At 59.9% G+C, this 20,628-nt stretch carries 19 protein-coding genes and 4 tRNA genes; 12 read left to right on the forward strand and 11 right to left on the reverse strand.

Annotated features, from left to right (window positions below):
* Positions 1 to 108: 108 nt before the first annotated feature.
* The 8 genes from rluD to D8U60_RS22330 all read left to right on the forward strand — a co-directional run bounded on the left by rluD (position 109) and on the right by D8U60_RS22330 (position 6,986).
* On the forward strand, positions 109 to 1,071 hold the full coding sequence (rluD, locus tag D8U60_RS22295; protein ID WP_016773140.1) for a 23S rRNA pseudouridine(1911/1915/1917) synthase RluD: 963 nt from the start codon (positions 109 to 111) through the stop codon (positions 1,069 to 1,071).
* Positions 1,068 to 1,790, forward strand: coding sequence for a peptidoglycan editing factor PgeF (gene pgeF / locus D8U60_RS22300; protein ID WP_130900963.1), 723 nt, complete (start codon positions 1,068 to 1,070; stop codon positions 1,788 to 1,790). Before rluD ends, pgeF begins: the two co-directional genes overlap by 4 nt.
* 130 nt (positions 1,791 to 1,920) lie before the next feature.
* Positions 1,921 to 4,485 (forward strand): ATP-dependent chaperone ClpB, encoded by a 2,565-nt coding sequence (clpB, locus tag D8U60_RS22305; protein WP_130900964.1) that lies wholly within the window; start codon positions 1,921 to 1,923, stop codon positions 4,483 to 4,485.
* A gap of 297 nt (positions 4,486 to 4,782) precedes the next feature.
* Positions 4,783 to 4,858 (forward strand) — tRNA-Asn (locus D8U60_RS22310).
* A 9-nt stretch (positions 4,859 to 4,867) separates the two neighbouring features.
* Positions 4,868 to 4,944 (forward strand) — tRNA-Pro (locus tag D8U60_RS22315).
* 5 nt (positions 4,945 to 4,949) lie between these two features.
* Positions 4,950 to 5,025 (forward strand) — tRNA-Lys (locus D8U60_RS22320).
* A 97-nt stretch (positions 5,026 to 5,122) separates the two neighbouring features.
* Positions 5,123 to 5,199, forward strand: a tRNA-Pro gene (locus D8U60_RS22325).
* A 161-nt stretch (positions 5,200 to 5,360) separates the two neighbouring features.
* Positions 5,361 to 6,986 carry a methyl-accepting chemotaxis protein gene (locus D8U60_RS22330; RefSeq protein ID WP_130900965.1) on the forward strand — a complete coding sequence of 542 codons (1,626 nt, stop codon included), beginning with the start codon at positions 5,361 to 5,363 and terminating at the stop codon, positions 6,984 to 6,986.
* A gap of 208 nt (positions 6,987 to 7,194) precedes the next feature.
* On the opposite strand, the gene D8U60_RS22335 is transcribed toward D8U60_RS22330, so the two are convergent.
* The 4 genes from D8U60_RS22335 to D8U60_RS22350 form a co-directional block, all read right to left on the reverse strand.
* Positions 7,195 to 8,493, reverse strand: a complete 1,299-nt coding sequence (locus D8U60_RS22335; protein ID WP_016773144.1) for an NAD(P)/FAD-dependent oxidoreductase — start codon at positions 8,491 to 8,493, stop codon at positions 7,195 to 7,197.
* 63 nt (positions 8,494 to 8,556) lie between these two features.
* Entirely contained in the window at positions 8,557 to 8,730 is a 174-nt protein-coding gene (locus tag D8U60_RS22340) for a DUF3094 domain-containing protein (RefSeq protein WP_007909875.1), read from the reverse strand.
* A gap of 51 nt (positions 8,731 to 8,781) precedes the next feature.
* On the reverse strand, positions 8,782 to 9,309 hold the full coding sequence (locus D8U60_RS22345; RefSeq protein WP_016773146.1) for an MOSC domain-containing protein: 528 nt from the start codon (positions 9,307 to 9,309) through the stop codon (positions 8,782 to 8,784).
* Complete coding sequence (locus D8U60_RS22350; protein ID WP_007909887.1) at positions 9,306 to 9,932, reverse strand: DUF1780 domain-containing protein; 627 nt, start codon at positions 9,930 to 9,932, stop codon at positions 9,306 to 9,308. The genes D8U60_RS22345 and D8U60_RS22350 overlap by 4 nt, the downstream gene beginning before the upstream one ends.
* A 190-nt stretch (positions 9,933 to 10,122) precedes the next feature.
* Here D8U60_RS22350 and D8U60_RS22355 point away from each other — a divergent pair, with 190 nt between their 5' ends.
* The gene (locus tag D8U60_RS22355; RefSeq protein WP_125925985.1) at positions 10,123 to 10,812 is read left to right on the forward strand and encodes an energy-coupling factor ABC transporter permease; all 690 of its coding nucleotides are present in this window, start codon (positions 10,123 to 10,125) and stop codon (positions 10,810 to 10,812) included.
* Positions 10,813 to 10,877: 65 nt separating this feature from the next.
* Positions 10,878 to 11,093: a hypothetical protein gene (locus D8U60_RS22360; RefSeq protein WP_056790451.1), complete on the forward strand. Its 216-nt coding sequence runs from the start codon at positions 10,878 to 10,880 to the stop codon at positions 11,091 to 11,093.
* 7 nt (positions 11,094 to 11,100) lie between these two features.
* On the opposite strand, the gene yacG is transcribed toward D8U60_RS22360, so the two are convergent.
* From yacG to pilB, 5 genes are read right to left on the reverse strand one after another with little or no spacing between them, the layout of a single operon-like run.
* Positions 11,101 to 11,301 carry a DNA gyrase inhibitor YacG gene (gene yacG / locus D8U60_RS22365; RefSeq protein WP_016773149.1) on the reverse strand — a complete coding sequence of 67 codons (201 nt, stop codon included), beginning with the start codon at positions 11,299 to 11,301 and terminating at the stop codon, positions 11,101 to 11,103.
* Positions 11,298 to 11,921: a dephospho-CoA kinase gene (gene coaE, locus D8U60_RS22370; RefSeq protein WP_130887103.1), complete on the reverse strand. Its 624-nt coding sequence runs from the start codon at positions 11,919 to 11,921 to the stop codon at positions 11,298 to 11,300. Before coaE ends, yacG begins: the two co-directional genes overlap by 4 nt.
* Entirely contained in the window at positions 11,918 to 12,790 is an 873-nt protein-coding gene (locus D8U60_RS22375) for an A24 family peptidase (protein WP_130900966.1), read from the reverse strand. Before D8U60_RS22375 ends, coaE begins: the two co-directional genes overlap by 4 nt.
* A 1-nt stretch (position 12,791) precedes the next feature.
* On the reverse strand, positions 12,792 to 14,009 hold the full coding sequence (locus D8U60_RS22380; RefSeq protein ID WP_130900967.1) for a type II secretion system F family protein: 1,218 nt from the start codon (positions 14,007 to 14,009) through the stop codon (positions 12,792 to 12,794).
* Between the two features lie 2 nt (positions 14,010 to 14,011).
* On the reverse strand, positions 14,012 to 15,712 hold the full coding sequence (pilB, locus tag D8U60_RS22385) for a type IV-A pilus assembly ATPase PilB (RefSeq protein ID WP_056790439.1): 1,701 nt from the start codon (positions 15,710 to 15,712) through the stop codon (positions 14,012 to 14,014).
* Positions 15,713 to 15,938: 226 nt separating this feature from the next.
* Between pilB and D8U60_RS22390 the strand changes: the two genes are divergently transcribed.
* A complete protein-coding gene (locus D8U60_RS22390) occupies positions 15,939 to 16,355 on the forward strand; it encodes a pilin (protein ID WP_056790436.1) in 417 nt (138 codons plus the stop codon).
* Positions 16,356 to 16,649: 294 nt separating this feature from the next.
* Complete coding sequence (locus D8U60_RS22395; RefSeq protein ID WP_016773155.1) at positions 16,650 to 17,003, forward strand: BON domain-containing protein; 354 nt, start codon at positions 16,650 to 16,652, stop codon at positions 17,001 to 17,003.
* Between the two features lie 235 nt (positions 17,004 to 17,238).
* Here the strand turns inward: D8U60_RS22395 and D8U60_RS22400 are convergent, their stop codons facing one another.
* Positions 17,239 to 17,538 (reverse strand): DUF2845 domain-containing protein, encoded by a 300-nt coding sequence (locus D8U60_RS22400; RefSeq protein ID WP_039761633.1) that lies wholly within the window; start codon positions 17,536 to 17,538, stop codon positions 17,239 to 17,241.
* A complete protein-coding gene (locus tag D8U60_RS22405) occupies positions 17,535 to 20,486 on the reverse strand; it encodes a DUF748 domain-containing protein (protein WP_130900968.1) in 2,952 nt (983 codons plus the stop codon). The genes D8U60_RS22400 and D8U60_RS22405 overlap by 4 nt, the downstream gene beginning before the upstream one ends.
* Positions 20,487 to 20,628: the final 142 nt, after the last annotated feature.

Genomic DNA, 20,628 nt, shown 5'->3' on the forward strand with positions numbered 1-20,628 from the left:
GTCCTGTTATGATGAGCGCCCCGTTGAAAAGCCTCGGGGCAAAAGACGCCGTATTTAACCACAAGCGCGCAGCCGAAACCAAAGGCTGTGCCGACGCCCAGTCCGAGCATGTCCGATAAAATTGAACTTCGCGCAGAGGTGCCGTCCGAATTGGGCGGCCAACGCCTCGATCAAGTCGCCGCCCAACTCTTCGCTGAGCACTCACGCTCGCGCCTTTCCGCCTGGATCAAAGAAGGTCGCCTGACTGTGGACGGGGCGGTGATCCGCCCGCGCGACATTGTGCATGGCGGTGCCGTCCTTGAGCTGACTGCCGAGCAGGAAGCCCAGGGCGAGTGGATCGCCCAGGACATCGAGCTCGACATCGTCTATGAAGACGACGACATCCTGGTGATCAACAAGCCTGCGGGCCTGGTGGTGCACCCGGCTGCCGGTCATGCCGATGGCACCCTGCTCAACGCTTTGTTGCACCATGTGCCGGACATCATCAATGTCCCGCGCGCCGGCATCGTGCATCGTCTGGACAAGGACACCACCGGTCTGATGGTGGTGGCCAAGACCATTCAGGCGCAGACTAAGCTGGTCGCACAATTGCAGAGCCGCAGCGTCAGCCGTATCTACGAGTGCATTGTGATCGGCGTGGTCACCGCCGGTGGCAAGATCAATGCGCCGATCGGTCGTCACGGCCAGCAACGCCAGCGCATGGCAGTGATGGAAGGCGGCAAGCCTGCCGTCAGCCATTACCGCGTGCTCGAGCGTTTCCGTTCCCACACTCATGTGCGAGTGAAGCTGGAAACCGGTCGGACCCACCAGATCCGCGTGCACATGGCGCACATCAACTTCCCGTTGGTCGGCGATCCGGCCTACGGCGGGCGTTTCCGCATTCCGCCTGCGGCCAACCCGACCATGGTGGAATCGCTCAAGCACTTCCCGCGTCAGGCGCTGCACGCGCGCTTCCTTGAACTCGATCACCCGACGAGCGGTGAGCGCATGAGCTGGGAATCGCCGCTGCCGGAAGATTTCGTCTGGCTGCTGACCCTGCTCAAGCAGGATCGCGAGGCCTTCGTCGGATGAACTGGCTGACGCCGGACTGGCCTGCGCCGGCCAGCGTCAGGGCCTGTGTCACCACCCGCGAGGGTGGTGTCAGCGAGGCGCCGTTCGACAGCCTGAATCTGGGCGATCACGTTGATGATCGTCCTGAAGCCGTCGCCGAGAACCGTCGGCGTCTGACCGAGCACTTCTCTATACAGCCTGCCTGGTTGCAGCAAGTGCACGGGATCACCGTTGCCCATGCTGATCCGGGCATCGTTGCGACTGCAGATGCCAGCTGGACCGCAACGCCGGGTATTGCCTGCGCAGCGATGACGGCGGACTGCCTGCCGGCGTTGTTCTGCGATCGTGCGGGCACTCGCGTAGCGGCGGCCCATGCCGGTTGGCGTGGTTTGGCGGCGGGGGTGCTTGAAGCGACCCTCGATAGCCTCAATGTTGCGCCTGAAGAGATTCTGGTCTGGCTCGGCCCGGCGATTGGCCCAAAGGCTTTCGAGGTCGGTCCGGAAGTTCGCGAAGTCTTCATCAATCAACTGCCTGAAGCAGCAGAAGCGTTCGTACCGAGCAACAATGCCGGCAAGTTCATGGCTGATATCTATCTGCTGGCGCGCCTGCGTCTGGCTGAACGGGGTGTCACGGCTGTTTATGGTGGCGGTTTCTGCACCGTGACCGACCCGCGCTTCTTCTCTTACCGCCGTGCGTCGCGCACCGGTCGTTTCGCCTCCCTTGTTTGGCTCACCCGCTAAACTCTCTGATCTGCATCAACTCTCCGACGCTTGAATCTCCCAGAATCGACCGCATCTACAGTGGTATCTGGCAGGTTTCTTTATTCAGGATGGTTTCTTAGGTCCGGCCTGCTCAAAAGGAAGGTGACCCATGCGTATTGACCGTTTAACCAGTAAATTACAGTTGGCCCTGTCCGACGCCCAGTCGTTGGCGGTTGGCCACGATCATCCGGCCATCGAGCCGTCGCATTTGATGCAGGCCATGCTTGAACAGCAGGGCGGTTCGATCAAGCCGTTGCTGATGCAAGTAGGCTTCGACGTCAACAGCTTGCGTAAAGAGCTGACCAAAGAGCTCGATCAACTACCGAAAATCCAGAATCCGACCGGCGACGTCAACATGTCGCAGGATCTGGCGCGCCTGCTCAATCAGGCCGACCGTCTGGCTCAGCAGAAGGGCGACCAGTTCATTTCCAGCGAACTGGTGCTGCTCGCCGCGATGGACGAGAACAGCAAGCTTGGCAAGTTGCTGCTCGGCCAAGGCGTGAGCAAAAAAGCCCTGGAAAACGCGATCAACAACCTGCGTGGTGGCGAAGCGGTAAATGACGCCAACCACGAAGAATCGCGTCAGGCCTTGGACAAATACACCGTCGACCTGACCAAGCGCGCCGAAGACGGCAAGCTTGATCCGGTGATCGGCCGTGACGACGAGATCCGCCGCACCATTCAGGTTCTGCAACGCCGCACCAAGAACAACCCGGTGCTGATCGGTGAGCCTGGCGTGGGTAAAACCGCGATCGCCGAAGGGCTGGCGCAGCGCATCATCAACGGCGAAGTGCCGGATGGCCTTAAAGGCAAGCGCCTGCTGTCGCTGGACATGGGCGCGCTGATTGCCGGCGCCAAGTATCGCGGTGAGTTCGAAGAGCGCCTGAAATCGTTGCTCAACGAACTGTCGAAGCAGGAAGGGCAGATCATTCTGTTCATCGACGAACTGCACACCATGGTCGGCGCTGGTAAGGGCGAAGGCTCGATGGATGCCGGCAACATGCTCAAGCCTGCGCTGGCTCGCGGCGAGTTGCACTGCGTCGGCGCGACCACGCTCAACGAGTATCGCCAATATATAGAGAAGGACGCGGCGCTCGAGCGGCGTTTCCAGAAAGTCCTGGTGGACGAGCCGAGCGAAGAAGACACCATCGCCATTCTGCGTGGCCTCAAGGAGCGTTACGAGGTCCACCACAAGGTGGCGATCACCGACGGCGCGATCATTGCCGCGGCGAAACTCAGCCATCGCTACATCACGGACCGGCAGTTGCCGGACAAGGCCATCGATCTGATCGACGAGGCCGCCAGCCGTATCCGCATGGAAATCGACTCCAAGCCGGAAGTGCTTGATCGTCTGGAGCGGCGCCTGATTCAGCTGAAGGTGGAATCCCAAGCGCTGAAGAAAGAAAGCGACGACGCAGCGAAGAAACGCCTGGAAAAACTCCAGGAAGAAATCGAGCGTCACGAACGTGAGTATTCGGATCTGGAAGAAATCTGGAACTCGGAAAAAGCCGAGGTGCAGGGTTCTGCGCAGATCCAGCAGAAGATCGAACAGTCGCGCCAGGAACTGGAAGCCGCACGCCGCAAAGGCGACCTGAATCGCATGGCGGAGTTGCAGTACGGGGTGATCCCCGATCTGGAGCGCAGCCTGCAAATGGTCGACCAGCACGGCAAGAGCGAAAACCAGTTGCTGCGCAGCAAGGTGACTGAAGAAGAGATTGCCGAAGTCGTGTCGAAGTGGACCGGCATCCCGGTGTCGAAGATGCTCGAAGGCGAGCGCGACAAGCTGATGAAGATGGAGAGCCTGTTGCACAAACGGGTCATCGGTCAGGAAGAAGCGGTCGTGGCTGTGGCCAACGCCGTGCGGCGTTCCCGCGCCGGGCTGTCCGACCCGAATCGTCCGAGCGGCTCGTTCATGTTCCTCGGCCCGACCGGTGTTGGTAAAACCGAGCTGTGCAAGGCCTTGGCCGAGTTCCTCTTCGATACCGAAGAGGCGATGGTGCGGATCGACATGTCCGAGTTCATGGAGAAACATTCCGTGGCTCGTCTGATCGGTGCGCCACCGGGCTACGTCGGCTACGAAGAGGGCGGTTATCTGACCGAAGCGGTGCGTCGCAAGCCGTACTCGGTGATCCTCATGGACGAAGTCGAGAAGGCCCATCCGGATGTGTTCAACATCCTTCTGCAAGTGCTTGAGGATGGCCGGCTGACCGACAGTCACGGGCGTACGGTGGACTTCCGCAACACGGTGATCGTGATGACGTCCAACCTCGGGTCGATGCAGATCCAGGAGCTGGTCGGTGATCGTGAGGCGCAGCGTGCTGCTGTGATGGACGCGCTGACCTCGCACTTCCGTCCTGAGTTCATCAACCGGGTCGACGAGGTGGTGATCTTCGAGCCGTTGGCGCGGGATCAGATCGCCGGGATTACCGAGATCCAGTTGGGCCGCCTGCGCAGCCGCCTGGCCGAGCGCGAGCTGAAGCTGGAGCTGAGCCCGGAGGCGATGGACAAGCTGATCGCCGTCGGTTACGACCCGGTGTATGGCGCACGTCCTTTGAAACGGGCGATCCAGCGCTGGATCGAAAACCCGCTGGCACAGTTGATCCTGTCGGGGCATTTCATGCCTGGCGACACCGCCACCGGCAAGGTCGAGAACGACGAAATCGTTTTCGGCTAAGCCTCAGCGGCAATGAAACCGGGAAGGCCTCGCATTGCGAGGCCTTTTTTTCGCCAGGCTGTTGAACTCAAAGGAAAAGGCTTGTAAAGTGCGCCCCGCAGTCAGTCACCGGCAGCGTTTCAACCCACCGGGTTGGAATCTGAAATAAGTTGCAAATCATTAACTTGAAAGCAATTTAGGGGGTTGACAGAGGTGTTCTAGGTTGTAGAATAGCGCGCCTCAGACACACGAACGCAGCGATGCGAACGGGTGGCGAGATGCAACAAAGCTTCACCGTTGTAAATTGAAATATGTAGTTCCGTGATAGCTCAGTCGGTAGAGCAAATGACTGTTAATCATTGGGTCCCAGGTTCGAGTCCTGGTCACGGAGCCAATTTCAAACCGGGGTATAGCGCAGTCCGGTAGCGCGCCTGCTTTGGGAGCAGGATGTCAGGAGTTCGAATCCCCTTACCCCGACCATATTTGGGTCGTTAGCTCAGTTGGTAGAGCAGTTGGCTTTTAACCAATTGGTCGTAGGTTCGAATCCCACACGACCCACCATTTTTGAAACCAGTTTGCGCTGGGATCGAATCTTAAGATCAGAGGCCAAAAGCGCTGATCGAAGAAGGCGATCTTTGAAAGGTCGCCTTTTTTTTACCGGGGTATAGCGCAGTCCGGTAGCGCGCCTGCTTTGGGAGCAGGATGTCAGGAGTTCGAATCCCCTTACCCCGACCATATTGAAAATCCTCGTATCGAAAGATACGGGGATTTTTTTTGCCTGCCGAAAGCTGAATCCCTTCAAGTCGTCATACAACCTGCCGATAGCCCGCTAACACGAGGGGACTGCCAACGCTTCGCCCCTTGATCTGGCCATTACAAGAATAAGGGCGTTCGTCATGTTGCTTCGTCAGTTGAATATTGCTCCCCGGGCTGCCCTGGGATTTGCCCTGATCGCGGTGTTGGTGGCCTTGCTCGGCGTGTTTGCGCTGGGACAGATGTCGAGCATTCGCGACAGTGAGGTGGCGGTGGAGAACCGTTGGTTGCCGAGCATCCGTGGCGGCGACGAGATCCGCGAACTGATGCTGCGCATCCGCACCATCTCCCTGCGCATGGCGCTCGATCAGGATCCGGCCAATATCGCCACCTATCGCGGCCAGATGGACACCCGCGACAATGAACTGAGCGAGAAGATCGCCGCCTACGACAAACTGGTCGACACTGCCGAAGGTCAGCAGCTGTATGACCAGTTCAAGAAAACCTTCGCCGCCTATCGCACTGGCATTGCCCAGTCATTCACCCTTGCCGAGCAAGGCAAGCGTGACGAGCTGACCAAATTGCTGCTGGTTGACATGAAGACCGTGGTCGACGGCTCCGGCAAACAGCTCAATGATCTCGCCGATCTGTTCGCCCGCCAGGTCGCTGCCGAAAGCGAGAAGTCCGCCGCGCATTATGAAACCTCGCGCACCATCGTTACTCTTTTCATTGCCTTGGCAGCGCTGGCCACGGTGGCGCTGGCGATGTTGCTCACGCGCAGTATCGTGCGCCCGCTGAGCAGCGCCGTGGATGCCGCTGAAAGTGTCGCTAAGGGCGATCTAACCCGACCGATCGAAACCCATGGCAATGACGAAGTCAGCCGCTTGCTCAACGCCTTGGCGACGATGCAACAGAACCTGCGCGAGACCCTGCAAGGTATCAGCGGCTCAGCTACGCAACTGGCCACCGCCGCGGATGAACTGAGCGCCGTTACCGTCGACAGCACCCAAGGCCTGCAAGAGCAGAACAACGAAATCGAACAGGCCGCCACTGCGGTCAACCAGATGACCGCTGCGGTGGAGGAGGTCGCGCGCAACGCGGTGTCGACGTCCGATGCCACGCGCCAGTCCAGTCAGTCGGCGCAATTGGGCCAGGAGCGCGTCAGCGAAACCGCCAGCGCGATCAATGCGCTGGCCAGTGATGTGCAGAACACCGGTGAACTGGTGCAGTCGCTGGCCAATCAATCGCAAGACATCGGTAAGGTTCTGGACGTGATTCGCGCCATCGCCGAGCAGACCAATCTGCTGGCGCTCAACGCTGCCATCGAAGCAGCGCGTGCGGGCGAAAGCGGTCGCGGCTTTGCGGTGGTAGCCGATGAGGTGCGCGCGCTGGCGTATCGCACCCAGCAATCGACGCAGGAAATCGAACAGATGGTGCAAGGCATGCGCAGCGGTTCGAGCCAGGCGCTGGAATCAATGCAGGCCAGCGCATCTCGTGCGGCGAGCACGCTGGTTCTGGCAGAGCGGGCGGGTGAGGCGTTGGTGACGATCACGGCGTCGGTGCACGAGATTCACGAGCGCAACCTGGTGATCGCCAGCGCTGCCGAGGAGCAGGCGCAGGTGGCGCGGGAAGTGGATCGCAATCTGGTGAACATTCGCGACCTGTCGGTGCGTTCGGCTGCGGGGGCTGATCAGACCAGCGCATCGAGCCACGAACTGTCGCAACTGGCCAATGCGCTACAGGGCATGGTGCGGCGCTTCCAGCTGTGATCGACAGCCAATAAAAAGCCCCGCGCGATGCGGGGCTTGGAATAAAGATCAAAGGTGGGAGCGAGGCTGCTCGCGAATGCGCCGGATCTTCGAGCAGTACGAAAACCTGTGGGAGCCGGGCTTGCCCGCGATAGCGGTGGGTCAGGCAACAGAAATATCAACTGACCCGGCGCCATCGCTGGCAAGCCAGCTCCCACAGAAGTTGGCCCTAGTGCAGTTTCAGACGCGGCTCGGTGCCACGACCAATCTTGCTGCCCAGCATCAGCATCGCCGTGCGGAACGGCCCGTACAGCGCCATCTGGTGCATACGGTACAGCGACACATAGAACATCCGCGCCAGCCAGCCTTCGAGCATCACGCTGCCGGTCAGGTTACCCATCAAGTTACCCACAGCAGAAAAACGCGACAGCGAGATCAGCGAGCCGTAGTCGGTGTATTTGTACTCCGGCAGGGTCTTGCCTTCGATGCGCAGTTTCAGCGACTTGGCCAGCAGCGACGCCTGTTGATGCGCCGCTTGTGCCCGTGGTGGGACGTTGCGATCAGTGCCCGGTTGCGGACAGGCCGCACAGTCGCCGAAGGCAAAGATGTTTTCGTCGCGCGTGGTTTGCAGAGTCGGCAGCACTTGCAGCTGATTGATGCGGTTGGTTTCCAGACCGTCGATGTCCTTGAGGAAGCCCGGTGCGCGAATGCCGGCAGCCCAGACTTTCAGGCTGGCCTTGATCTCGTTGCCATCGGCGGTGATCAGGCTGTCGGCAGTCACTTCGCTGACTGCTGCGTTGGTCATCACATTGACCCCGAGCTTCTCCAGGGTTTTGTGCACCGGCCCGCTGATGCGCTCCGGCAGGGCAGGCAGCACTCGTGGGCCGGCTTCGATCAGCGTGATGTGCATGTTTTCCGGTTTGATCCGGTCCAGACCATACGCGGCCAATTCATGGGCGGCGTTGTGCAGCTCTGCCGCCAGTTCGACGCCAGTAGCGCCAGCGCCGACGATGGCCACGCTGATCTGCTCGACCACATCGGTCTGCCCGGCGTGGGCGCGCAGATAGTGATTGAGCAATTGTTGATGAAAGCGCTCGGCCTGTTTGCGCGTATCGAGGAACAGACAATGCTGCGCCGCGCCCTGGGTGCCGAAATCGTTGGTGGTGCTGCCGACGCTGATCACCAGCGAGTCATAAGCCACTTCACGCGCCGGTACCAGCTCGACGCCGTTTTCGTCATAGGTCGCGGCCAACTGGATTTTCTTCTGCGCGCGATCGAGCCCGCTCATGCGCCCGAGCTGGAACTCGAAGTGGTTCCATTTCGCCTGGGCGACATAGTTGAGTTCGTCTTCGGAAGAGTTCAGGGAACCGGCGGCCACTTCGTGCAGCAGCGGTTTCCAGATGTGGGTCAGGTTCGCGTCGACCAGCATCACGCTGGCCGTGCCGCGCTTGCCCAGAGTCTTACCCAGACGGGTAGCCAACTCCAGACCGCCGGCGCCGCCGCCGACAATGACAATACGATGGGACATAGGGATAACTCGCAAGGTTTTTAAAGGAAATCGGTGCGGTTACCCGAGGGAGCGCAAGGCAGCTCATAACGTCAGGTAACTGATAAATCGGCTCAACAGGCCCAGACCAATGGTCACTGCCAGCACCAGCACCAGGAGCATCCAAGGCCGGAAAGGCCGGCGCTCGACACGGTGTTGGGACAGTTGCAGGTACTCTTCGACATGCTTTTGGTCTTCGGGGTTCAGGCGGCTGGTCATATTTGCCTCGTCAGGTAGACGTTACTGAATGAGCACAGGCTACAGCGGTTTTCAGCCCGGATTGAACGCAGCGTAGCCACTGTCCGGAACCGGTTCGACGCACACGCTATCGTCGAGGCGAATGATGCCGCTTTGTAACACCCGGGCGGTGATCCCGCCATGCCCGCGCACGGCTTGAAAAGTGCCCGGGCCGAGGTTGTTCTGCAAGCGTGCGCAGGGCTGACACCAGCCAGTGGTTTCGAGTATCGCTTGCCCGATGCGAAAGCGCCGCCCCTTCAGGCTAAACAAATTGATTCCGCTTATAACGAGATTGCGCCGCAGATCTTCAGGCCGGACCGGCTGGTCAGCGGGGCGGCCCATCAGTGCGTTGATCACCGCCAGGTGCTCCCACTGAATCAGCGTCACCTGTCGCGCATTGCGAACGCCCGGGCGGGCGTGGTCGCCGGTGAGCCCCGCTTCCAGCCGCGCCTCGACCGCGTCCAGCTCAAGCATCGGCCCACGGGATTCTGGACGCACACCGATCCAGCGCACACGACCGGTTTGCGGAACCTCGGCGATCAACTGCTGCAGCGGCGTCACAGGCTTATGCCCACGTCGAACACAATGCTGCGGCCGAGGTTGCTGCGCAGAAAGTCTGGTGCGTCGGGGTGGGCGAACAGCACACGGGCGAATGTCGGGCCGACCAGCGACAGCGAGCGCCAGCCCTGACGCAGATATTCGGTCGGTGGCGGGAAGTGACTGTTGAGATCCAGCACTTCGCGTTTGAGGCTGGCGAAGGCGATGATGTCCAGCTCACCCAGATCCATGCCGCGTTCCTTGTAGTTGTGCGCCTTCTTGCGCAGCGTTGGCGCCAGACGCAGGAGAAATTCATTGGCCGGGATGCGTTTGGGCTTGGCTTCGCGGCGCACCAGTTGGCTCAGGGAGAACGCACTGCGCCGACGCTGCAACTCGTCGCGCCATTCATCATTGAGACGGCGGCCTTCGTCGAGGACGAAAAAAACTTCGAAATTGGCATCGCGGAACAACACGTCCGGCGGCTCACCGGCCGGGGCGAATTCGTCGGCGCGGTAGGGGATGTTCAGACCTTGCAGCAGGCGCTGGCAGACCCAACGCTCACGCTCCCATTTGCGGGCATTGGACAGGAACGCATTGGCCTGCTCGGCCGCGATGGTCAGCAGGCGTAAATAATCTGAATCATCCATAAGCCCAAGCTTAGCGTCCAAATGCGACAAGCAGATAGCTTTGCATCGGCCCACATAGAAACGTCGTGCAATTTCGCCCTTGTAGGAGCTGCCGAAGGCTGCGATCTTTTGCTCTTGTTCTTTCAAAGCCAGAAGATCGCAGCCTTCGGCAGCTCCTACAGAGGACGTGTCGTTGGAAAGGTGAAGGGTCATGATTGGAACTGAACTGCTATCCTCGGCAAGCCTGACGCTCGGCTGGCTGATTTATCTGCCGGTGCTGCTCTGGGCGATCATGCGTGCGCCATGGGTCGAGCTGTTCAGCGACAGTCGCCGGCAGCACTTGCTGTTCGGCACGGTGTTCGCGCTGTTTCTGCTGTGGCTGGTGCGCAGGGATTTCGACACCGGCGTGTCTTATCACTTCATCGGCATGACCGCGGTGACGCTGCTGCTTGATTGGCCGCTGGCGATCGTCGGCGGGCTGGTTGCGCAGATGGGGCTGGTGCTGCTGGGGCGTCAGGACCTGGCGGCGGTGGGCGTCAATGGCGCGTTGCTGATTCTGCTGCCAGTGCTGATCACCGAGTGCGTGGCGATTCTGGTCGAGCGTGCGCAGCCACGCAATCCATTCGTTTACATCTTCTGTTCCGGTTTCTTCGCCGCTGCGTTATCCGGCCTGTTGTGCCTGATTCTGAGCCTGACGCTGCTGTGGTACGACGGCCTCTTCGCCATGCCGGAATGGCTGGAAGATTTCGTCGGCTACCTGTGGTTGCTGCTGTTTCCCGAGGCCTTTATCAACGGCATGGTTGTCAGCGCGTTGGTGGTGTTCTGCCCGGAATGGTTGGAGACCTTCAACCGCACCCGTTACCTTTCAGCGCCGTGGAAGGACGACGATCCGAAGTCTTGATCCACATCAAACCGGCCATGCCGCAGAGATTTCATGCTCACGCAAATCCCTTCAGGAGCAGTGGCATGGGCGTGTACGAATGGGCGCGGCAGGAAACCCGGCAGAGTCTGGAGCTGGCGCAGGAGGTGGGCTTTGACCCGGGCCTGAGTTTGCGCGCCCTGCTCAGCGCCGTGGTGCAGCAGAGCAAGGCAGTGCGCAATGTCGAAGACCTGGCCGACGAGTTGCGCTTTCTCGCGGAGAACCTCGACGACAGTCAGGACTACGGCTTTATGCGGCCCTGATCAGCGATCAGTGACGCGGATCGAAATCGCCGGAAAACAGCTCGTCTTCGGCATCCGGGGCGACCGGAATCTTGTGCTCTTCCGAGGCCCAGGCGCCCAGGTCGATCAGTTTGCAGCGATCGGAGCAGAACGGACGGAATTTGTTCGCCGGGGTGAATTCGACGGGGGCGCCGCAGGTTGGGCATTCAACGGTTGGAATCTGGCTCATGCTTGGCCTCCGGATAAAGTCAGATAAAAGTGATGCAGACGCTCGACCTCGCTGTGCAGCCAGGCGAGGTCGCGGTCGTTGACGATCACATCGTCGGCACGGCTCACGCGGTCTTCACGGCTCGATTGCGCCTTGAGGATCGCCTGCACTTGTTGTTCGCTGGTCTGGTCACGCTGCAAGGTGCGTTCGATCTGCAGTTGTTGCGGCGCATCGATGACCAGAATGCGCTGGGTCATCGCGTATTGCCCGGACTCGATCAGCAACGGTGACACCAGAATCGCGTACGGCGATTTTGCCTGCGCCAGATGATGAGCGATTTCCTCGCCGATCAACGGATGCAGCAGCGCTTCGAGCCAACGTCGCTGTTCGGGGTCTTCAAAAATCAGTTTGCGCAGGGCGGCACGGTCCAGCGTGCCATCGGCCTGCAACACGCCGGAACCGAAATGCTCGGCGATTTTCGCCAGCGCCGGACGCCCCGGCTCGACTACCCAGCGCGCCGCATGATCGGCATCCACCACATGCACGCCGAGGTCGATGAAGTGCTGCGCCGCCGCGCTTTTGCCGCTGCCGATGCCGCCGGTCAGGCCGAGGATCCAGGGTTTTTCCACAGGGGTATTCATTTCAAACCGACAGACTGCCAATAGAAGTCGGTTATTTGACCACCCCAGAGCAAGGCAATCCAGCCGGCAATTGCCAGAAAGGGCCCGAAGGGGATCGGCGTCGAGGTTGCCTGGGCGCGCAGACGCAGCATGACAACGCCCAAAATCGCCCCCACCAAGGACGATAGAAGAATCGTCAGCGGCAGAATCTGCCAGCCACCCCAAGCGCCAAGCAAGGCCAATAGTTTGAAATCGCCGTGACCGATGCCGTCCTTGCCGGTGAGCAGTTTGAACAGCCAGAACACCGACCACAGCGCCAGATAACCCGCGACTGCGCCCCACAATGCATCGGGCAACGCCACGAACACGCCGAAGCTGTTGACGATCAGCCCCAGCCACAGCAGCGGCAGCACCAGCACATCGGGCAGCAACTGATGTTCGCAGTCGATCAGACTCATCGCCAGCAAGCCCCACGTCAGCAAAATCAGCAAGCCCGCCGGCCAGCCGAAGCCCAGATGCCAGGCGATGAATGCCGACAGCAGGCCGCAGGCCAGTTCGGTCAGCGGGTAGCGTTTACTGATCGGCGCCGAACAGGCCGAGCAGCGCCCGCGCAGCAGCAGATAACTGAGCAGCGGAATGTTTTCCCACGGGCGGATCCGGTGTCCGCAATGCGGGCACGCGGAGTGCGGCAGCATCAGGTTGTAGGTCGGCACGGGCGTTTCAGTGGGCAGGCCGAGCACATCATGGGCTTGCTGGCGCCAGTCACGCTCAAGCATCTTCGGCAGGCGCCACACCACAACATTGAGGAAGCTGCCGACCACCAGCCCGAGCAGCAGCGCGCTGACCACAAAGGCCAGCGGATACACGGCAAACAGTTCATCGATAGGCATGTCAGATCGCTGAGCCGAGTTGGAAGATCGGCAGGTACATGGCCACCACCAGTCCACCGACGATGACCCCCAGCACCACCATGATGAACGGCTCCATCAGGCTGGTGAGGTTGTCGACCATGTTATCGACTTCCGCTTCATAAAAACCGGCGACCTTGTCGAGCATGTCATCCAGCGCGCCCGATTCCTCGCCGATGGCGGTCATCTGCACCGCCATATTGGGAAACACACCGGTGCTGCGCATGGAGAAATTGAGCTGCATGCCGGTCGAGACGTCCTGCCGCACGCGCAGCACCGCGCGCTTGAACACCACGTTGCCGGTGGCGCCGGCGACCGAATCCAGCGCTTCCACCAATGGCACCCCGGCGGCGAAAGTGGTCGACAGGGTGCGGGCAAAGCGGGCGACGGCGGACTTGTACATCAAGGTGCCTACCAGCGGCAGCTTCAGCAGCCAGGCATCGCGCCGGTCGCGCAGGGCCTGCGAGGTCTTCAGCGCGTGACGAGTGCCGAAAAACGCTGCCACCAGTGCAAACAGAATCGCCCACCACCACTGCTGCATGAATTCCGACAGGCTGATGATCATCAGGGTGAAGCCCGGCAGTTCGGCGCCGAACCCGGAGAATACCGACTGGAACTGCGGCACCACCTTGACCAGCAGAATGCCGGTCACCACCGCCGCCACCAGCACCACGGCGGTGGGGTAGGTCATGGCCTTCTTGATCTTGGCCTTGAGCGCTTCGCTTTTTTCCTTATAGGTCGCGACCCGTTCGAGCAAAGTGTCGAGGGCACCAGACTGTTCGCCGGCGTCGACCAGGTTGCAGTACAACTCGTCGAAGTATTGCGGCTTCTTGCGCAGGGCCGTGGCGAAGCTGTTACCGGCGGCGACCTCCTGTTTGACCTCGTCGACCAGCTTGCGCATGGCCGGGTTTTCGAAGCCCTCGCCGATGATGTCGAAGGACTGCAACAGCGGCACGCCGGCCTTCATCATCGTTGCCATCTGCCGGGTGAACAGGGCGATGTCCTGCGGTTTGATGCGTTTGCCCCAGCTCAGCAGGGACGCGGATTTCTTGCGCACCTTGCCCGGGTTGATCCCTTGTTTGCGCAGCTGCGCCTTGATCAGTGCGGGGTTCTGCCCGCTCAACTCGCCGCTGACTTTACTGCCTTTGCGGTCCGTGCCTTCCCAGGCGTAAACGCTGACTTTCGCTGCCTTGACCGCCATGTTCAATCCTTGGTGACCCGGTTGATTTCCTCAAGGCTGGTGATGCCTTGCATGGCCTTGTGCAGCCCGGAGGTGCGCAGATCGGCGAAACCGTCGCGGCGCATCTGAATGTCGATTTCCAGCGAATTGCCTTCGGCCATGATCAACCGTTGCAGGTCCGGTGTGTTCTTTACCACTTCATAAATCCCCACGCGTCCTTTGTAACCGCCGTTGCAGTGATCGCAACCGACCGGCTCGTAGATCGTGAAATGGCCGATGCGTTCCTCGGGGAAGCCTTCCTTGAGCAAGGTTTCGTGCGGGATTTCCAGCGGCCGCTTGCAGTGCGCGCACAATTTGCGCGCCAGACGCTGGGCGATGATCAGGCTGACCGAGGTGGCAATGTTGAAACCGGGAATGCCCATGTTGTGCAGGCGCGTGAGGGTTTCCGCCGCGCTGTTGGTGTGCAGGGTCGACAGCACCAGGTGGCCGGTCTGCGCGGCCTTGATCGCGATCTCGGCGGTTTCCAGATCGCGGATCTCGCCGACCATGATGACGTCCGGGTCCTGACGCAGAAACGAGCGCAGCGCCTGGGCAAAGTCCAGCCCTTGGCGGGGATTGACGTTGACCTGATTGATGCCTTCCATGTTGATTTCCACCGGGTCTTCGGCGGTGGAAATATTGATGTCGACGGTGTTGAGGATGTTCAGCCCGGTGTACAGCGACACGGTTTTACCGGAGCCGGTGGGGCCGGTGACCAGAATCATCCCTTGCGGCTGTTTCAGCGCGGCGAGGTACAAGGCTTTTTGTTCGGCCTCGTAGCCCAGCGCATCGATGCCCATCTGCGCACTGGACGGGTCGAGGATCCGGATCACCACTTTTTCGCCCCACAGGGTCGGCAAGGTGTTGACGCGAAAATCGATGGATTTGCTTTTCGACAGGCGCATCTTGATCCGCCCGTCCTGGGGTTTGCGTCGTTCGGAAATATCCAGACTGGCCATGACCTTCAAACGTGCGGCAATACGCCCGGCCAACTGGATCGGCGGCTTGGCCACCTCGCGCAGCATGCCGTCGGTGCGCATGCGCACCCGGTAGTTTTTTTCGTACGGCTCGAAATGCAGGTCGGAAGAGCCACTCTTGATCGCATCGAGCAGCATCTTGTGCACGAAGCGCACGACCGGGGCATCGTCGGCATCGAGGCCGCCGATCACGTCCTGTTTGTTGTCATCAATGGACTCGACGTCGAGGCCGTCGAGATCGACATCGGCCATTTCTTCCAGACCCGAGGCGTGGCTGTCGAAGAACTTGTCGATGGCGTCGCTGAGTTTGTCGTCCTCGACCAGAATCGCTTCGGTGCTCAGGCCGGTGCTGAACTGGATGTCGCTGATCGCCTGCTGATTGCTCGGGTCGGAAAGGCCCACGAACAATTTGTTACCGCGCCGCCACAAGGGCAGGGCGCAGTGCTGACGAACCAGTTTTTCACTGACCAGCCCCTTGGGCTGAGTCTCCTTGTCGAGGCAATGCAGATCGAGCAGGGCCATGCCGAAATGTTCGGAAGCGATCTCGGCGATCTGCCGGCTGTTGACCAGTTTGTTGTGTACCAGGTAATTGACCAGCGAGACGCGATTGCGCTGGGCCTGCGCCCAGGATTGCCGGGCACTTGTTTCCGTGAGCAGTTCGGCCTGGACCAATTGCTTGGCCAGACCGCTCAGAGCGATGTCATTCATGGGGATTCCGCACGCTTGCCGTTCATGACTTATAGCCTAGTCAAGTGACAGCGCCAAACACGGCCGGTGCAGGTGACAAAAAGTGTCAGATAGTGCGGTTGCGGGTTGTAGGAAACGGCGCAGAAAATTGCGCGCGCCCAGCAGGCGGGGCCTGAAAGGCGTTGGCATGGGCTGTGCTGAGCCTTGTTCAGATCATGAGATTTCGACTCATGCATGGAGCGTGTCTATGAAAAAACAACAAGGTTTCACATTGATCGAGCTGCTGATCGTCGTGGCGATCATCGGCATTCTGGCGACTATCGCCCTGCCTCAGTATTCGAAGTATCAGGCGCGGTCGAAGGTGACCGCTGGGATTGCGGAAGCATCAGCTCTTAAGGTCAATTTTGAAGACGTGATCAATGCCGGATCGACTGACCCGAGCATTACCAACGTGAACGGCGGCACAGCGGCCACGCAGAATTGCACGTTGGCGGCATCCGGAAAAGTCGCCGATGGGACGGGTACTATTACTTGTACGCTGCTCAACGCTCCAGCGCCTGTTCTCGGCCAGACCGTAACGCTGACACGCAGTCCTACCACTGGCTGGACCTGTAAGTTCTCCGGCTCGAAAGAATATACAACTACGAGCTGCCCGGGCGTTTGACACGCACCTGCAACTTAAAAAGCTCCGCAATTGCGGAGCTTTTTATTACGCAACGGTTTTTAAAAGCTCCAATAATTTCAGCAGCTTATGAACTTTCCAAAAAACCGCAACTTGCATGTGATTTTCACGCACGTCATGCATTTTGCATGAAAACGAAAATAGCCTGTTTTCTTAACTCGTTGTTTTTAAACGAATTTGCATGCCAGAAAAAGTTGGCACAGCGTTCGCAATATCTCCGGTAACCCTGCTGACAAGCGTTACAGCAGACTTCCAGTAAAAACAGGAGTTACTCGTATGAAGAAGTTCGCTATCACTGCCGCTGCTACCGCTCTGACCCTGACCATGGCTGGTGGCGCTTTCGCCCAGTCCGCTCAGGCTACCCAAGCGCCAATGGTTCTGGCTGCCGGTGAAGTTACCGAAATGAAACAAGATACCAGCGACACCTGGATCACCACCAAGGTCAAAGCTGACCTGGTTACCGAAAAAGGCATTCCAGGCACCGACATCAAAGTTGAAACCAACAAGGGTGTAGTTTCCCTGTCGTCGACCACTGCGGTAACCGAGTCGCAGAAAGAAGTCGCCGTAGGCATTGCCAAGAAAATCAAAGGCGTTAAAGCGGTCTCCGCTGACGGCCTGAAAGCCGAGTAAGGCAAGACTTCTCGCCTGAACCGGGAGAAGACGCGACAGACGGGCCGAGCAATACGTCTGCCGCAACTTTAGAGTTCATGCGAACGGTCACACGGATGTGACCATTACAGGCCCCGGCACTTGTGTCGGGGCCTGTTCTATTTGGAGAATCAAAAGATCGCAGCCTTCGGCAGCTCCTACAGGGAAATGCATTCCAAATGTAGGAGCTGCCGAAGGCTGCGATCTTTTGCTCTTCTCAGTTACCGCGTTTGCTGTTGATCTGCCGCAGGCGATTACCTTCGAAGCGCAGGTACTGGTACATGCCGTTGTTCGGGCCGTAGGTCCATTCCTCGACCTGAAACTCTTCGCGGCGATTGGCGCTGCGCTTGTAGCCGAGCACATCGCGACTGACCGGCTCGCCACATTTTTGCAGCACTTCGCTGGCGCGGTCGCCGAGGCTGATCAACTGGCTGCCGCAGCGCAATGTATCCGAAGCCGACGCGTGGCCGGCGGCGCACGTCAGCGCGAGCACAGCCAGCCAGTTACGCACGGTCATTCTGCATCCAGGTGCATTTGCGTGACCACGCGGCCATCGCTTTCGGCCTCGCCGAGGTTGGCGTCGATGAAATACACGCGGTCATCCTCGAGCTTGCCCTTGTCGACCAGGTAATCCTTGATGTTGCTGGCGCGATCCTGGCCCAACTGGCGCAACAGCACCTCGCTGCCACTCCAGAACGCGATCACGCCCTGGCGCATTTTCGCCGTGCGTTCTTCCTTGCCGAGGTCTTTCCATTCTGCCGGTGGCTGGGTTTTCAGGCGGGTGCGGTAGATGCCTTCGAGCAACGCGCCTTTCTCGCCTTCGGGCACTTGCAGCAGCGAGGCCTGGGCCGGGACCTTGTCGCCACGGCGCTGGAGCATCTTGTAGTAGTTGTACTGATATTCGCGTTCCAGACGTTGCTCGGCGAGCAGTGGCCCATCACTGCTCTTCGCGGCAGTGCCTTCGATTTCCAGGCGCAGCGCCGGACGTTCCTTGAGTGCCTGCGACAGTTTCACCAGCGCCGCTTCGGCGTCTTTGCTCAGATCGCTGGAGCCCGGCGCGAAGGACACCGTGCCGAGGTCTTCGGAGCCGCCGCCACTGACCAGCCCGCCGATCATCTTGAACGGTGCGGCGGCCGCTTTGACGATCAAATTGCGCAGGGTCTGCCAGACGATCGGCATCACGCTGAACTGTGGATTATTCAGGTCGCCGGTCACTGGCAATTCGATGGAAATCTTGCCGTCGACGTCCTTGAGCAGGGCGATCGCCAGTTTCAGCGGCAAACTTACTGCATCAGGGCTGTCGACCTTCTCGCCCAGTTGCAGCTGCTCGACGACGACTTTGTTCTCGGCTTTCAGTTGGCCTTTGGTGATCAGGTAGTGCAGATCAAGGTTGAGCCGGCCCTTGCGGATGCGGTAGCCGGCGAACTTGCCGGAGTAGGGCGTCAGGGTGGTTAGCTCGACGCGCTTGAAACTGGTGGCGATGTCGAGGCTGGCCCTCGGGTCGAACGGATTGACCGCCCCCTTGATGGTCACCGGCGCATAACGGTCGACCTTGCCTTTGATGTCGACGCTGGCCGGTTTTGCCTGACGGCTGTCGATGGTGCCGATCTGACCGTTGAGCTGCTGCACGGCGGTGGCGAAATTCGGTGTCAGGCTGAAGTCGGCGAAGTTGGCCGAGCCGTCGTTGATCGCAATCGCACCGATGTGAATGCCCAGTGGTTTGTCCTTGCCGGCCGGTTTGGCTGCGGTGCTTTTTGCACCGCTGTCGGCCGGTTGCGGGATCAGCAGGTCGTCGACGTTGGTGGTGCGATCGTCGTTGATCATGAAGCGCACATACGGCTGCAACAGGTTGACCTTGTCGATCGACAGGCTGTCGCCGTGCTGATAATTGATGCCGTCGACCACGACTTGCTGCCATTTGAGGAAGTCGCGGGTCTTCAGCGTATCGAGGGTGTGCAGTTGATCGATCTGCGCGCGGCCGGTGACGCTGAGGGCCAGTGGCTCGGTGCTCTTCAGGTTGACCTTGAGGTCACTGCCGAGCATGCCGCTGCGCAGTTCCAGGCGAATGAACGGGTTGATGTAGGACTGCGCGACACGCAGGTCGACGTCCTCGGTTTTCACGTTGAGCTGCGCGTTGACCGGGGCCAGATTGACCGTGCCGTCTGCGCTGATCTTGCCTTGCTTGCCCAGACCGCTGTCGAGCTTGAGCTTGAAAGGCGAGCCGTTGAGGCTGTCGAAATCCTGCAGGTCGACGTTCAGCGGGGTGATGTCCAGCGCCACCGCCGGTTGCGCCGAGCGGTCGGCGAGATGGACCGTGTAGTTGCGCAGTTGCACATCCTTGACCAGCACCTGCCATGGCTTGCTCGGGGCGCTTGGCTCAGGTTTCGGCGAGTCGGCGGCGGCCGGTGTATCCGTAGGTTCGGCAGCGGCTTTGGCCGCCGGTTTCGACGGTTGGCTGGCGAACAGCTTCTGCCAGTCCAGTTGGCCGTCGGCTTCCAGCGCCGCCCAAGTTTCCAGTTTGTTGCTGCGGATCTTGCCGACCACCACTTGCTGCTTGGCCAGGTCCAGCGAGGTGTCGCTGACGTCGAGGCGTTCGAGCCTGGCCAGCGGACGTCCGTCCGGAGCCTTGATGGCGAATGGCGCAATGCTCACCGCGACGTTGTTCAGCAGCAGTTCGGTCTGTTTCGACAGGTTGAGTTTGTACTCGGTGCTGAGGCTGACCACGCCGTTTTCCAGCACCAGCGGCACGGCGTCGCGCACGTAGGGCCAGAAGGATTTCATCTGGCCATCGGTGACTTTCAGAGTGCCTTCGGAGGTGAACGGGATCAGGCTGAAATTGCCGGTCCAGTCGATCCGCCCGCCAGCGGGGCCGATGGCGACGAGGGTCATGTCGGCGCTGTCCTCGGGCAGGGTGCTGAGGTTTTTCAGCTCGAAACTGAGGTCGTCGTAAAGAAATTCGATCGGCTCACTGGGCCGCATATCCTCGAAATGCACCACGCCGCCGGCCAGTTTGATGTTGTCGATACGCAGCGGGAATGGCTTGGCGTCGAGATCGGCGGGTGTCGGCTCGCTCGGCGGCAGGTTGAACAGGCCGAGCAGGTTGAGCTTGCCGTCCTTGGCGAAGAGGATTTCGCTTTTGGGTTTGTCCAGTTCGATGTCGGACAGATGCAGCGCTTTGGTCCACAGGCTGTCGATTTGCAGGTTGGCATAGAGGCGATCGAAGCCGACCTGCTCCTTGCCCGGTTCGCCGATGATCAGGCCCCACAGGGTGACCTCAAGGCTGAAGGGGTTGAGTTCGATACGCTGCAGATGCGCCGGCACCGTGGCGTAGTTGGCCAGTTGCTGGTTGGCCACGCGCAAGGCAATGCCCGGCAGGATCAGAAACCCCAGCAGGCTGTAGAGGGCCAGGGCTGTCAGCAGTGCGCCAATCGCGCGAATCAATCCTTTGGGCATGTGCGGCTTCATCTGTCTGAATCGGAGTGCCTTGGAGTATGGCACGCGATTCTGGTTCCGAAGTGCTTGATGTGGGACAGGATTGTTCAGAAATTTCTGTAGGAACAGATCTCCCTTGTGGGAGCGAGCCTGCTCGCGAATGCGCTGGTTCAGT

The organism is Pseudomonas sp. Sample_11, assembly GCF_004307505.1.
Taxonomy (GTDB): domain Bacteria; phylum Pseudomonadota; class Gammaproteobacteria; order Pseudomonadales; family Pseudomonadaceae; genus Aquipseudomonas; species Aquipseudomonas atacamensis.

What these genes read in the sequence shown, in the direction of transcription:
- rluD (WP_016773140.1), top strand. Translation starts at nt 109, where the DNA reads ATGTCCGATAAAATTGAACTTCGCGCAGAGGTGCCGTCCGAATTGGGC.
- pgeF (WP_130900963.1), top strand. Translation starts at nt 1,068, where the DNA reads ATGAACTGGCTGACGCCGGACTGGCCTGCGCCGGCCAGCGTCAGGGCC.
- clpB (WP_130900964.1), top strand. Translation starts at nt 1,921, where the DNA reads ATGCGTATTGACCGTTTAACCAGTAAATTACAGTTGGCCCTGTCCGAC.
- D8U60_RS22330 (WP_130900965.1), top strand. Translation starts at nt 5,361, where the DNA reads ATGTTGCTTCGTCAGTTGAATATTGCTCCCCGGGCTGCCCTGGGATTT.
- D8U60_RS22335 (WP_016773144.1), bottom strand. Translation starts at nt 8,493, where the DNA reads ATGTCCCATCGTATTGTCATTGTCGGCGGCGGCGCCGGCGGTCTGGAG.
- D8U60_RS22340 (WP_007909875.1), bottom strand. Translation starts at nt 8,730, where the DNA reads ATGACCAGCCGCCTGAACCCCGAAGACCAAAAGCATGTCGAAGAGTAC.
- D8U60_RS22350 (WP_007909887.1), bottom strand. Translation starts at nt 9,932, where the DNA reads ATGGATGATTCAGATTATTTACGCCTGCTGACCATCGCGGCCGAGCAG.
- D8U60_RS22355 (WP_125925985.1), top strand. Translation starts at nt 10,123, where the DNA reads ATGATTGGAACTGAACTGCTATCCTCGGCAAGCCTGACGCTCGGCTGG.
- D8U60_RS22360 (WP_056790451.1), top strand. Translation starts at nt 10,878, where the DNA reads ATGGGCGTGTACGAATGGGCGCGGCAGGAAACCCGGCAGAGTCTGGAG.
- yacG (WP_016773149.1), bottom strand. Translation starts at nt 11,301, where the DNA reads ATGAGCCAGATTCCAACCGTTGAATGCCCAACCTGCGGCGCCCCCGTC.
- coaE (WP_130887103.1), bottom strand. Translation starts at nt 11,921, where the DNA reads ATGAATACCCCTGTGGAAAAACCCTGGATCCTCGGCCTGACCGGCGGC.
- D8U60_RS22375 (WP_130900966.1), bottom strand. Translation starts at nt 12,790, where the DNA reads ATGCCTATCGATGAACTGTTTGCCGTGTATCCGCTGGCCTTTGTGGTC.
- D8U60_RS22380 (WP_130900967.1), bottom strand. Translation starts at nt 14,009, where the DNA reads ATGGCGGTCAAGGCAGCGAAAGTCAGCGTTTACGCCTGGGAAGGCACG.
- pilB (WP_056790439.1), bottom strand. Translation starts at nt 15,712, where the DNA reads ATGAATGACATCGCTCTGAGCGGTCTGGCCAAGCAATTGGTCCAGGCC.
- D8U60_RS22390 (WP_056790436.1), top strand. Translation starts at nt 15,939, where the DNA reads ATGAAAAAACAACAAGGTTTCACATTGATCGAGCTGCTGATCGTCGTG.
- D8U60_RS22395 (WP_016773155.1), top strand. Translation starts at nt 16,650, where the DNA reads ATGAAGAAGTTCGCTATCACTGCCGCTGCTACCGCTCTGACCCTGACC.
- D8U60_RS22400 (WP_039761633.1), bottom strand. Translation starts at nt 17,538, where the DNA reads ATGACCGTGCGTAACTGGCTGGCTGTGCTCGCGCTGACGTGCGCCGCC.
- D8U60_RS22405 (WP_130900968.1), bottom strand. Translation starts at nt 20,486, where the DNA reads ATGAAGCCGCACATGCCCAAAGGATTGATTCGCGCGATTGGCGCACTG.